The sequence below is a fragment of the Microcoleus sp. POL10_C6 genome, assembly GCF_036701585.1.
Taxonomy (GTDB): Bacteria; Cyanobacteriota; Cyanobacteriia; order Cyanobacteriales; family Microcoleaceae; genus Microcoleus.
On record NZ_JAUBRB010000045.1, the window covers coordinates 1 to 13,231 of the forward strand.

Sequence of the window (13,231 nt, forward strand, 5' to 3'; positions counted from 1 at the left end):
TTATATTTAACTCTGCTTGAATATATCGTGAGCTCCTGTTCTTAGTTTGCGATCGATTATTCAGCAAACCCTAGATATTCAGTCTTTGAAAGAGGGATTGAGGGGAATTATAGGTAATAGTTGAGCGAGATCCCTTCTGAATCTAGCTGATTAAGGACGATCGCTCTTTTTTTACCGCAGATGGACGCAGATTAACGCGGATGTAAGAAGGGATCTCGCCATGATTGATGAATGATGGGCGAGAGCCTTTCTGAATTATTAGAAAGGACGATCGCTATAATTCCAGATAGCGCTGCAAAATCTCTTGACTTTGGGAAAATAGCTCGGATTCCAATTGGCCGACTTGTTGTACTAATCTTGTTTTGTCGAAAGTCATGGGATCGACACAGACTAGCAAACTATCTGCATCTAAACCATTTTGTGGAGATGCGGGTACTAATATCACAGCAGCAGAAATCCGAGGATCGTGAGGACGAGCGGATGTAAATGGCAAAACAGTCACTTTGCTGCGTCGCTCGTTGAACAGCGTACCAGAAATGACTAACGCAGGCCGCGTTTTGCGTATTTCTGTTCCTACTGAGGGATCGAATCTAGCTATCGGGATGCTTCCCAGTCGGTAATCGCTTGAGCTTGCCATTCCTCATCCCATCCTAAATCTAATTCGTCAATTAGCTTGCAAGCTTCTGCTAAAGCTTGGTTTTCTTGTTGTTTTCGCCATTGTTTTAAGAGAGATTCTATCAAAGCACTGGGGTTGGGCGCTTTTTGATTGACGTATGTGAGTAAGTCATCTGGCAAGCTGATAGAGATGTCGCTCATTGGCTAATCAGAATAGTTTTTGGTGATTATTTTAGCAACAATTGACTGAAATGACAATTTTTTGTTAGTTGAATGCAACAATAAGGGATCTCGCCATGATTGATGAATCATGAGTGAGATCCTTTCTGCATTTGGCTGAGAAAGGGATCTCGCTCTTTTTTAACCGCAGATGGACGCAGATGAACGCGGATGTAAGAAAGGCTCTCGCCATGATTGATGAATGATAGGCGAGAGCCTTTCTGAATTATTAGAAAGGACGATCGCTATAATTCCAGATAGCGCTGCAAAATCTCTTGTGGACGACGAGATAGAATTCTTGATTTTCATCGAAGTGGGCGAATAGCTGCGGAATGCGATCGTGGCCACCTAACTTGTACAGGTGTTAAGGTTCGCTTTAAAACAGGCGTTTGGCTTCTTGCAGCAAGAAGGGATCATTGGACTGCGGCTTGAATCTCTTAACCACGCGCGGGGGCTTGTCGAGTAGATATTCGTCCTGTGCTAAGTAGGTTTCGCCAAATCCACCTTTACCCAATGAGCTGATTATGTAGTAATGTCCGCCAATAGTTTTGCCAATAATCATTTTGTTGTGATAATATTTTTGATAATTATCACACACTCGGATCGGATTCGGCGTACTTCTATAAACCGTCGGAGAAGCAGCTTCATTAAAACTCAATAACTGCAATAAAGGCAATGACTACAAAATCGATCGCAGATTACGATCGGGCTATTAAGCTTGATTCTAACCATGCTATAGCCTACTACAATCGGGGTAATGCCAAATATGCCCTAGGGAGAAACCAAGAGGCGATCGCAGATTACGATCGGGCTATTAAGCTTGATTCTAACCATGCTATAGCCTACTACAATCGGGGTAATGCCAAATATGCCCTAGGGAGAAACCAAGAGGCGATCGCAGATTACGATCGGGCTATTCAACTTAATCCCAACTATGCTGATGCCTACAACAATCGGGGTAATCTCAAATCTACTCTTGACGACAAACAGAGTGCAATCGAAGATTACCAAAAAGCCGCTGATTGGTATAAGCAACAAGGAAAAACAAGTGATGAGCAATATGCTGTCAACCAAGTAAAAAAACTATCCGAACAGTAGCGAATAACTGAGAATAATCATGCCTTCAAATGACTCACCCACTCCTGAAAATATCAATCGGAATCGCCCAACTCAAAGCTTCCATATGCCGAAAAACAGCCTGAGAAGGCACACTCCCATCCGCCCACTTAAACACATCAATTCCCCCCAAAGGATATTTCGATTTACCATTAATCCCCACCAACTTACCATAACTATCCAATACAGGCCCGCCACTCATACCCTCGGCAATATCATTAGTCTAACCAAGTTGGTATCCACTCTCAAGGGATTGAGCCGGCAATATTCTCACTTTCCCACTCGTTAACTTAAAAGATTTTAGCCCTCAATTCCGAGTCTTCTCTATAGACTCTGAATTAATCCAATGCCAATTGGGACAACCCGCAGCATAAACCCCATCTCCCACCGATAGCTTATTTGAGTTTCCGATTTCCGCAACTCGATAGGATTGAGAAGTGGTAAACTGCACTAAAGCTAAATCTACGTTACCAAACTGAGATTAACGCAGCCATTTAGCAATATGCGTCCGTCCGTCTGCTGTCAATACTTGATAAGTTTTGTCCTGATTATCAGCTACCACATGATTGTTAGTCAAAACAGTATAAATTTGTCCTTGACGCTGAAGAATTACGCCGCAACCGGAGACAGAATCAGATAAAATTCTGACTGTGACAAGATTAGCAATTTCGGAAACTTGCTGGTTAACTGGTTCGGAGATAACAGGAGATGCTGCTGAAAAATGTTCTGGTGTTTCTCGCGCTAAACCGTTTAAGATGCAAGTTAGTAGCAGTGAGATTGCTATAATTTGCCACTGATTCACAGATTTTACTGGCTTATCCTTGATTGTTCCAGTAAAGTGTGAAAGCAGGCTCATAATTATACCTCATTCGCTGACATTAACAGTTTGATATACTGATATAATTATGACACTAACTGCCTCGACACCAACTACTAATCGCCTTTAGCCAAAGTAAAATAATCTAGAAAAAGCAATCAAATTAGTAGAAGAAAAAATTTCCGGGTGGGAAGAAATCATCCTCCACTCACCTAGGCGGAGTCTAAAAAATCTCCCCAACAATCATCCCCGCCAATATGACAAACCCCACCCAAACATTTTGGCGAAAGATTTGACCATAAATTGGCTTAGGTATATCCGCTTTTCGGAGTTGAGTATATTGCAAAAGCCACAAAATCGCCGCCGCACAAATTGCCATCCAAAAACCAATATGCAAATGCAGATTAATTCCCATTGCTGCTAACAAACCGACAGTGCCAACAAAGAAAAAACCCACAGCATTAGCGGCATTATCCCCGAAAAATATCGCGCTGGAATTCACCCCCAAACGCAAATCGTCTTCCCGATCACTCATCGCATAAACTGTATCAAATCCCATCGTCCAAAACACGACTGCACCCCACAGCAGCCAAGTCGCTAATTCTAATTCGTCAACCGCCGCAGTCCAACTAATTAAAACTGCAAAACCCCAGGCAATTGATAGCACTAATTGCGGCACTGGAAAGAATCTTTTGGCCAGCGGATAGCAGATAATTACTGGTACGGCGGCGACGCATAGCCAGAAGCTTAAAGGATTGAGATAAAAAGCGAGAATTGCCGCACAAGCAAAGGAAATTAAAGCAACTCCTATTCCAGTTTGCACGGTGAGGGCGCGGGATGCTAGGGGGCGCGATCGCGTTCTTTCTACTTCGGGATCGATATCGCGATCCCACAAGTCGTTGATGACGCATCCAGCCGCACTCGTGGCTAAGGTACCCAACACAATCACACCCACCAATGCTGCGGGCGGCCTCCCGTCTGCTGCTAAAAAGACGGCCCAGAGGGCTGGAATCATTAAAATGAGCCTTCCTGCTGGTTTGTCCCATCTCAAAAGCCTTACGACGGTTAGCAATGTGGATTCGGGTTGGCGATCGGGCTCTGTAAGCATTTTAATTTTAGATTGGAGATTTTTAATATTTTAAGCCGATGACTCAGTAAATTCATGGAATAATTAAAAATATCTGTCAACCCCGATACACTCCAATGGTTAATTCACTTGCTTCTGCGGAGTCAAATCGCATTATTGCTGCTATTGATATGGGTACTAACTCGTTTCACATGGTGGTGGCGCGGATCGATCCGAAATTTCCCGCGTTTACGATTATTGCTAGAGAAAAAGATACGGTTCGGTTGGGCGATTGTGAGGTTAAGACAGGGCGCTTGAAGTCCGAGGTTATGGAAAGGGCTCTTGCCACTCTGCGCCGTTTTCAAGATATTGCTAAAACTTTCAATGTCGAACAAATTATTGCTGTAGCTACGAGTGCGGTTCGGGAAGCCCCTAACGGGCGGGATTTTCTCCAACAAGTTGCTGAAGAATTAGACCTGAATGTGAGTTTAATTTCCGGTCAGGAAGAAGCGCGGAGAATTTATCTCGGCGTACTTTCGGGAATGGAGTTTAACAATCAGTCCCAGGTGATTATTGATATTGGAGGCGGTTCTACTGAGTTGATTTTAGGAGATAGTTCAGAACCTCGCTGTCTCACCAGTACAAAAATTGGTGCTGTTCGCCTAACAGGACAATTTGTCAAAACTGACCCGATTAGCAAGGAGGAGTTTGCTTATTTGCAAGCTTATATTCGGATTTCGCTGGAAAGACCGATCGACGAATTGCGATCCCAATTCCATGCTGGCGAACCTTTGCGCTTGATTGGCACTGCTGGAACCATCGAAACTCTGGCCACAATTAACGCTCGCGAAAAGTTGGGAACAGTGCCGAGTCCCCTAGCCGGATATCAGTTAACTTTAAAAGATTTGCGCGATTTAGTCAATCGCTTTCGCAAACTTTCTTATGCCGAAAGGTTGGCAATTCCGGGAATGTCGGACAAGCGGGCCGAAATTATTCTGGCAGGCGCTTTGATTTTGCAGGAAGCTATGATACTATTAGGAATTGAATCGCTCACTGTTTGCGATAGGTCTCTGAGAGAAGGCGTAATTGTTGACTGGATGCTGGCGCACGGTTTAATTGAAAACCGCTTACGCTATCAAGGTTCAATCCGCCAGCGTAGCATTCTCCACATGGCTAACAAATATCAAGTTAATTTAGAACAAAGCGAAAGAACTGCAGCATTTACTCTCAATTTATTCGACCAAACTCAAGGAATTCTACACAACTGGGGAAGCGAAGAACGCGAGTTGCTGTGGGCTGCGGCAATTCTCCACAACTGCGGTTTATACGTCAGCCATTCAGCGCATCACAAGCATTCTTACTATTTAATTCGCAATGGTGAGTTATTGGGCTACACTGAAACAGAGATTGAAGTCATTGCCAATTTAGCTCGCTATCACCGGAAAAATCCTCCTAAAAAGAAGCACGAAAACTTTATTTTGCTTCCGAAAAAATACCGGGAACTCGTCAGTAAATTGCATCCTTTTATGCGGTTAGCTGTGGCTTTAGACAGGCGGCAGATTGGCGCAATTTCTGATTTTAAATGCGAATATCGCCCCGAAGTGAGAGAGTTTCACTTGCGCCTACAACCGCTCAATCGCGAAGACAATTGCGCTCTAGAAATGTGGAGTTTGGATTATAAAAAGCCGTGTTTTGAATATGAGTACAATCTCAAATTAGTGGCAACTTTGGAACCGAATCTGGTTCCGGTTTAAATACAAAGCCGAGCCTGGAAACGAGAGACTGTAGGGTGCGAAGTACGCACCCTACAGTTTCAACTTAACCCTAAGTCTAGTACCAATATTGTGTTTGACTCCATACTCCTCGCGATCGCCCTAGCCTGCCTTCAGAAGGCAGGGTGGATTAATTTTAGAGAGGATAAATCAATGCGATATGACTATTTGCTGACGCTATACGAAAGATTTAAGTAGTGTCTCATATCATGTCCGGTCGAGCGATCGCGATTTTTGTAGGGGCGGCTTCACCAACAATACCTGCAAATAATTGACAATCTCAAAAAACCGCCCCGACCGGGATATTATGGTTAATCGATCCTACATGATATTAGCCATCATTCTGATACAACCGGATTAGATATTATCTACAAACCAGGTAGCCCAATTACTGTAAAATCCTGTTGAGTGATGAGATTAGCTGATACGCCGTTGAGGCTAGCTAAGATTTGATCTGTGTTGGCAATTTTGATAAAAGTTGTGGTGTTTTCTTCAACTATGCTGAGTCGATCGACCGTTAACCCTCCCGTTAAAATTAATAAATCTTCACCTTGCCTAAAATCAGCGACTACATCGCGGCCTTTTCCCGCAGCCAAGAAAAAGTAATCCCGCCCGCTTCCCCCTTGCAGCGTATCGTTTCCGAAGTCTCCCATCAACCAGTCGTCGCCAATTCCCCCAATCAAAGTATCATCACCCTTACCCCCGTACAGAGTATCGCTACCGTCACCGCCGCACAATTGATCGGCATCTTGATTACCAAAAATTAAATCATTGCCGCTACCACCGCACAAATAATCTTTTTGATTGCTAGCATCCGTCGCGATATTGTCAATATCTCCGAAAATCGTATCCTCGCCCTCGCCACCGCAGATGCTGTCATTTCCCAAATTTCCAAACAGCAAATCATTGCCAGAATCGCCACAAATTATATCGTTATCTTTGCCGCCATGTAAGGTATCATTGTCCTCGCCCCCAGCAAGAGTATCTTCGCTTTCTTGTCCGTATAAAACGTCGTTGCCATTATTACCAAAAAGCAAATCTTTTCCTGTCAAGTCACCGTCAGATGCATCAGAAGTGCCACCAAATAAACTGTCATTACCTTCATCGCCAAGTAGGGTATCGTTTCCTTTGTCGCCCCAAACTACGTCATTATCTTTGCCTGCGATCGCCACATCATGATCTTTACCCGCATAAATAATGTCATTCCCAGCGTGGCCGACGAGATAGTCGTTATTTTCGTTGCCAAATATAGTGTCGCTGTCTGCATCCGCACCAACAGTAACTGGGCTAGCAAAGCCGCCGTAAATATTGTCGTTGCCGAATAAGCCATTTAGCCAGTCGCTGCCGTTAAAACCGTTGATGCTGTCATTAATATCACTGCCTGTTAGAGTATCTTTACCGTTAGTACCGTTGAGGGTATTTTCAGGGATATTTGGGCCGGGAATGGAAGTGCGATCGGGTAAAGTGATTCGATCGCACATACAGTCTTCCGAAGCAGGAGGAATTAGCGCAGGTGTGGGGGTTTCGCTTGTTGGAGATGTGTTTGGGGCGATCGAATTCTGATTGGCGATCGGCGTTTCCCCAGGTTTAGCCGTTGAAATTGGAGTTTCTCCAGATGTCGCAATTGGTGTCGCAATTGGTGTCGGAATTTCCCCAGGAATTAGCGTCGGTGTCGGAATTGGAGTTTCCCCAGGAATTGGCGTCGGAATTGGAGTTTCCCCAGGCGTCGGAATTGATGTCGGAATTAGTGTCGCAGTCGGAATTGGCGTCGCTGTCGGAATTGGAGTTTCCGCAGGCGTCGGAGTCGCTGTCGGAATTGGAGTTTCCGCAAGCGTCGGCGTCGGTGTGGGAATTTCCGCAGGTGTCGGAGTCGGAGTTGGCGCCCGAGTTGGCGTCGGAGTTGGAGTTGGCGTCGGAGTTTCCGCAGGTGTCGGAGTCGGAGTCGGAATTGGCGTCGCTGTCGGAATTAGAGTTTCCGCAGGCGTCGGAGTCGCTGTCGGAATTGGAGTTTCCGCAAGCGTCGGCGTCGGTGTGGGAATTGGCGTCGGAGTTGGAATTTCCGCAGGAATTGGCGTCGGAGTTGGAGTTGGTGTCGGAGTTTCCGCAGGTGTCGCTGTCGGAATTGGAGTTTCCGCAGGTGTCGGAGTTGGAGTTGGCGTCGGAGTTTCCGCAGGTGTCGCTGTCGGAATTGGAGTTTCCGCAGGCGTCGGAGTCGGAATTGGCGTCGGAATTGGCGTCGGAGTTGGCGTCGGAGTTTCAGCAGGCGTCGGAGTTTCAGCAGGCGTCGGAGTCGGAGTTGGCGTCGGAGTTTGAGCAGGTATCGGAGTCGGAGTTGGAGTTGTATCTACAATAGTCAAAACAGCACTATAAATCCCTCCTAAATCAGCTCCGTTAGTGGGATTGTTCAGAGTTAAATTAACAGTTTCATCCTCTTCTATTGTCGCATCATCAACAATTGGAATCGTGAAAGTTTGAGTAGTTTCGCCAATGCCAAAATTTAATGTTCCCGATGTCTGGTTATAGTCGCTGCCAGCATTAGCAATGCCATTACTTGTACTGTAACTGACAGCAGCCACATTAGTAGCATCAGTGCGAGTAACAGTAATTGTGGCAAATTGACCGTTTTCATTAACGCTGTAAGTTGCGGCACTAAAGTTAAATGTGCCTGGATTGGTGAGATTGATAATGAACGCTTGGGTGTCAGAAGTATCGAGCCCTTCGTTCTCTATACCGCCATTATCTCTCAGGTTGAGAGTGATATTAGCACTGCCGATCGCCCCCTGCATCGGTGTAAAGGTTAGCGTCCCCACCGAGTCGATCGCAGGTTGTACACTAAACAAAGCAGCATTATCATTCCCTACGACTTGAAAAGCCACAGTTTGTCCCGATTCGTTGGCAGGGCCTGGAGAAATCGCAGTCGCCCATCCGGGGATGGTTTGTGGCCCCGAATTGCTGCTGAGAGTGCGATCGCCTCCTTTGACAAACGAAGGTGCATCGTTGACGGGATTAACTGCGATCGAACTTGTTAAACTATTAGTGCTAAACGGCGTTGTTCCCCCGGTAACAGAAGCATTGACGCCCGCAGTACCGTTACCCACTCCGTTACTTCCATCCCACGCCCGAAAACTAATTTTTGGTTCGCTTCCTGGGGTACTGTAATAGTCTTGGTTGGGTACAAACCGAACTTTCGCAGGCGTTTGCAGGGATACCCGCGTCAGGTTGATGTTAGCTTGCGCCGAGGTTGTGTCGTCACCGAGGAATAGAAAATTAGGATTTTCGTAAGGATCTATCAAGCCGCTAAATCCTGAATAATCGCGCAGCGGGCCGGTTAGTATGATAGCGCTGCCATTGGAAAGAAAGTAATTGTCACCTTGAACTCTGAGAGTGTAGTTAGTAGCAATATTGGTGTTATAAGCAACATTCTCTGCTGCAACAAATAATCCGTTGGTTTGTCCGCCTGGGTTGGGAGTAATGCCGTCGCCTTGTGCAAAGATATTGCCAGAAGTTGCAGATAGCTGCTGAAAACCGATTTCAATGGCTTTGCGATCGCTAGTAACAGCAACAATGCTAAAACCAGCCCGATTTTGATTAGTGCGGGATTCCGAAATAATTTGGAGATTAAAAGACAAGCTAAAGCCTGTAGTGCGATCGAGCGGTGGCAATGACGAATTTAAAAGATTCTTTGTATAGCCAGCATAGATGCTATTGGCAGCAGTGCTGTTTAAATTAACTCCATTACCGCTAAATATTTCTGAAGCTTTAGTGGCAGGAGAGAGAAGATTTAAGTTAGTCAAAGACAGCCAATTTTGAGCACTGGGAGTGTTACCAAGTAAGCCATTATAAAGACGAGTCGGGCCGAGCACGGTGGCTGAACTTTCCGACACTGGGCCGAAATTTGTCCAAGTATTGCCATCTGTTGAAAATTGCCAATTTCCGTTAGTATTGTCTGCAGCGGTGACTGCAACACCCAAAGGATCGCCATTAGCGTCACTTCCTAACTCGCTAGTGAGGTTAAAAATACTAAAGCCTGTGTTAGCTGCGCTGGGTATATCTTCATTAATTGCGATCGGCGGATTAACATTAGGATCTGCCCAAGTCGGAGCAATGTTAACCTCCCGGTTGCGGAGAGTGTTAATATAAATAGTGTTAATTCCGCCGTTGGGCAAACCCAAGGAGCCGGGACTATTTATAGCATAACTAGCAGTTCTGTTGATGCCGCCAATATCGCTCAAAAACTCGACATTAGCCCCGTTGATTGGTGCTGAAATTTGCACCTTAGCTGCACTGCCAAATACCCCTAATCCAGTCGTCGGCCAGGCGAGGGAATCAACAGAAGTAATTCCCGCACTGCTAGTATCTACCCAAACAATATCTGAGGCTGCAAAATCCCCACCAAAACCGTTAGTTCCGAATAAGACATTATTGAGATAAGTACCGCCAGCACCGTTATTTATCAGCAATTGAATGTTCCAATCAGCATCATTTCCGCCGGCTACCGGGTTGTAGGTAATATCATTAGTAGGAATGACATCTGAACCGCCGATCGCAATTATTGTTCCAGCCTTGAAAACAGGAGCAATACTCGCCATGTTCCTGAACTGATAAGCAGAAAATTTCTGTGCTGTTGCACTGCTTGAATCGCCTACAAAAAAACTTTGAATTTGAGCTGTTGTTAGATCTTCGGTCAACAGCAGTTCCACATACTCATTCCCCTGGAATTGCCCGTTCCGCCGGAATTCGTTAATAATTATCTGTCCCATATAGATGCACCTAAATTTGAGATGATTATCTATTAGCTATTAACTAATGTCGTTTTTTTTACATTAAATTTTTTGCTTAAGTAAATACACTGTCAGTATTTTCTCGGTATAGTAGCTCGTTTAAGTCATTTTTGTTACTAAAATAATATCTGGAGTGCTGAGCAGTGTCAAGCAAAAGCTTGGATTATTGTCGATCGCACTCCCGGACGCAAAAAGTGATTTGATACACTACTCATAGCGGTAAGCAGCGCGTTGCACACTCTACATAATTAACTAAGATGCGGAGTACGCACCTTAGTTAATTAATTTGTGCTTACCCGAAGATGGTAAAATCATTCACACCGATCGCACTAGCTTGCACTCCATTCAAAGCAGCCAAAAGTAGACCGTTCTCACCAATCCTGATGAAAGCTGCATTAGCGTTTTGGGTAATACTAAGTTGACCAAAAGTTAGACCGCCCGCTAACACCAGCAAATCTTCACCTTTTGTGAAATCACTAATTATATCGCTGCCTTCACCTGCTGTTAAAACAAAGCGATCGCGCCCAATGTCGCCGCTGAGAATATCATTGCCCAAACCCCCAATCAGACAATCGTCGCCTTGACCGCCGTAGAGAGTATCGTTGCCAGCACCGCCCCATAGTTTGTCACTACCGCCGTTGCCAAACATCAGATCGTTGCCAGCACCGCCGCACAAGGAATCTGGATCGGCGTTAAAGTCGATCGCACTGTCTCCTAAAATAGTATCGTCCCCGTCGCCGCCGCAAATGCTATCACTGCCGCGATCGCCCAACAGCCGATCGTTGCCAGTACCCCCCACCACAACGTCATTGCCCTTGCCGCCGTAAACCGTATCATTGCCCTCGCCGCCGCTTAGAGTATCGGCAGCATCTCCCCCGTTCAAGAAGTCGTTGCCAGCACCGCCAAACAGCAAATCGCGTCCAGTCGAGTCAGGGCTAGACGGGTCAAAACTGCCTCCAAACAAGCAGTCATTACCCTCAGCCCCAACCAGAGTGTCATTGCCTTTGTCGCCCCAAATCAAGTCATCGTCTTTGCCGCCGATCGCCACATCATTGCCCTTACCCCCGAAAATGCGATCGTCGCCGCCGGCGCCGTTGAGGTAATCATTGCCATTGCCGCCAAACAGCAAGTCTTTGTCTGCATTCGGGCCAAGGGGGATATTGCTGGGCAGTCCCCCGTAAATATTGTCGTTGCCCCTTTCGCCCAGCAGAACGTCGTCGCCGTTGAAACCGCTGATAACGTCGTTGAGATTGCTGCCGATGAGGAAGTCGTCGCCGTCAGTGCCATTGAAAGTGCGATCGACAGAATTCGGGCCGGGAATCGAACTGATCGCGGGTAGGGTAATTTGTTCGCAAATGCAATCGTCTGGAGTTGGAGTCGGAGTTCCCGTGGGAGTTGGAGTCGGAATTTCCGTTGGCGTTGGAGTTCCCGTGGGAGTCGGAGTCGGAATTTCCGTTGGCGTTGGAGTTCCCGTTGGCGTTGGAGTTCCCGTCGGAGTCGGAGTTCCCGTCGGAGTCGGAGTTTCCGTTGGCGTTGGAGTTTCCGTTGGCGTTGGAGTTCCCGTCGGAGTCGGAGTCGGAGTCGGAGTTCCCGTCGGAGTCGGAGTCGGAGTTTCCGTCGGAGTCGGAGTTTCCGTCGGAGTTTCCGTCGGAGTCGGAGTCGGAGTTCCCGTCGGAGTCGGAGTTCCCGTCGGAGTCGGAGTCGGAGTTCCCGTCGGAGTCGGAGTCGGAGTTCCCGTCGGAGTCGGAATCGGAGTCGGAGTCGGAGTCGGAGTCGGAGTTTCCGTTGGCGCTGGAGTTTCCGTAGGAGTCGGAGTCGGAGTTCCCGTCGGAGTCGGAGTCGGAGTCGGAGTTCCCGTCGGAGTCGGAGTCGGAGTCGGAGTCGGAGTCGGAGTCGGAGTTTCCGTAGGAGTCGGAGTTTCCGTGGGAGTCGGAGTCGGAGTTCCCGTCGGAGTCGGAGTCGGAGTTTCCGTGGGAGTCGGAGTTTCCGTGGGAGTCGGAGTCGGAGTTCCCGTCGGAGTCGGAGTCGGAGTTCCCGTCGGAGTTGGAGTTTCCGTGGGAGTCGGAGTTGGAGTTTCCGTGGGAGTCGGAGTTGGAGTTTCCGTAGGTGTCGGAGTTGGAGTTCCGGTGGGAGTCGGAGTTCCGGTGGGAGTCGGAGTTCCGGTGGGAGTCGGAGTTCCGGTGGGAGTCGGAGTTGGAGGGGTATTTACAATAATGCTTCCCGTGACGATCGCAGAATCAGCTTTCCCGTCATTAGCTTTGTAGGTAAAAGAGTCTGTCCCTGCAAAACCAGCATTCGGAGTGTAACTGAAGGAACCGTCTTGGTTGAGGACGATCGACCCTTGAGTCGGATTTGCCACCAAAATCGCAGTCAGCGGGTCATTTTCCGGGTCTGTATCGTTGATTAAGACTCCCAAACCCGTCACGTTGAGACCCGTATTAAAAGCAGTAGTATAGCTGTCAGAATTCGCCACAGGCGGGTTATTGTTGACGCTGACAGTCACGGTAGCCGGTTCAGAGCTAATTATTCCGTCGCTGACTGTGTAGGTAAAGGTGTCTGTTCCAGAAAAGCCTGCGTTAGGAGTATAAGTGAAAGAACCGTCTTTGTTGAGGGCGATCGACCCTTGCGTCGGATTTGCGGCCACCACAGCAGTCAGCGTGTCTAAATCTACGTCGGAGTCGTTGGCTAAAACTCCCGGCACTGTTACGCTGAGGGCTTTTCCGGCACTGGTGCTATAGGTATCCGGCTGCGGCTGCGGCGGATTATTGGTAACGTTGATGTTCACCGTGGCGGGGACAGTCGCAGCCCCGTCGCTAACGTTGTATGTGAAGGTATCAGTGCCTAC

9 protein-coding genes are annotated in these 13,231 nt (G+C 47.2%); 2 read left to right on the top strand and 7 right to left on the bottom strand.

What is annotated here, in order from left to right; all coding sequences use genetic code 11:
- Positions 1 to 274 precede the first annotated feature (274 nt).
- From QUA34_RS21845 to QUA34_RS21855, 3 genes are all read right to left on the bottom strand, one after another.
- On the bottom strand, positions 275 to 637 hold the full coding sequence (locus tag QUA34_RS21845) for a type II toxin-antitoxin system PemK/MazF family toxin (protein WP_333389218.1): 363 nt from the start codon (positions 635 to 637) through the stop codon (positions 275 to 277).
- Positions 595 to 816 carry a hypothetical protein gene (locus QUA34_RS21850; RefSeq protein ID WP_333081811.1) on the bottom strand — a complete coding sequence of 74 codons (222 nt, stop codon included), beginning with the start codon at positions 814 to 816 and terminating at the stop codon, positions 595 to 597. Before QUA34_RS21850 ends, QUA34_RS21845 begins: the two co-directional genes overlap by 43 nt.
- Before the next feature lie 394 nt (positions 817 to 1,210).
- Positions 1,211 to 1,492: a hypothetical protein gene (locus tag QUA34_RS21855; protein WP_333322669.1), complete on the bottom strand. Its 282-nt coding sequence runs from the start codon at positions 1,490 to 1,492 to the stop codon at positions 1,211 to 1,213.
- 17 nt (positions 1,493 to 1,509) lie between these two features.
- On the opposite strand from QUA34_RS21855, the gene QUA34_RS21860 reads away from it, so the two are divergent.
- Complete coding sequence (locus tag QUA34_RS21860; protein ID WP_333389219.1) at positions 1,510 to 1,932, top strand: tetratricopeptide repeat protein; 423 nt, start codon at positions 1,510 to 1,512, stop codon at positions 1,930 to 1,932.
- A 499-nt stretch (positions 1,933 to 2,431) separates the two neighbouring features.
- On the opposite strand, the gene QUA34_RS21865 is transcribed toward QUA34_RS21860, so the two are convergent.
- Together QUA34_RS21865 and QUA34_RS21870 are read right to left on the bottom strand one after the other, a co-directional pair.
- Positions 2,432 to 2,806 (bottom strand): hypothetical protein, encoded by a 375-nt coding sequence (locus QUA34_RS21865; protein ID WP_333322675.1) that lies wholly within the window; start codon positions 2,804 to 2,806, stop codon positions 2,432 to 2,434.
- Between the two features lie 184 nt (positions 2,807 to 2,990).
- Positions 2,991 to 3,875 carry a 4-hydroxybenzoate solanesyltransferase gene (locus QUA34_RS21870; RefSeq protein WP_333322677.1) on the bottom strand — a complete coding sequence of 295 codons (885 nt, stop codon included), beginning with the start codon at positions 3,873 to 3,875 and terminating at the stop codon, positions 2,991 to 2,993.
- Between the two features lie 95 nt (positions 3,876 to 3,970).
- On the opposite strand from QUA34_RS21870, the gene QUA34_RS21875 reads away from it, so the two are divergent.
- The gene (locus QUA34_RS21875) at positions 3,971 to 5,587 is read left to right on the top strand and encodes a Ppx/GppA phosphatase family protein (protein WP_333389220.1); all 1,617 of its coding nucleotides are present in this window, start codon (positions 3,971 to 3,973) and stop codon (positions 5,585 to 5,587) included.
- 386 nt (positions 5,588 to 5,973) lie between these two features.
- Here QUA34_RS21875 and QUA34_RS21880 read toward each other — a convergent pair whose 3' ends face one another.
- Together QUA34_RS21880 and QUA34_RS21885 are read right to left on the bottom strand one after the other, a co-directional pair.
- Positions 5,974 to 10,365: a choice-of-anchor Y domain-containing protein gene (locus QUA34_RS21880; protein WP_333389221.1), complete on the bottom strand. Its 4,392-nt coding sequence runs from the start codon at positions 10,363 to 10,365 to the stop codon at positions 5,974 to 5,976.
- A 313-nt stretch (positions 10,366 to 10,678) separates the two neighbouring features.
- Positions 10,679 to 13,231: Ig-like domain-containing protein (locus tag QUA34_RS21885; RefSeq protein WP_333389222.1), on the bottom strand; the 2,553-nt coding region annotated here is incomplete at its 5' end.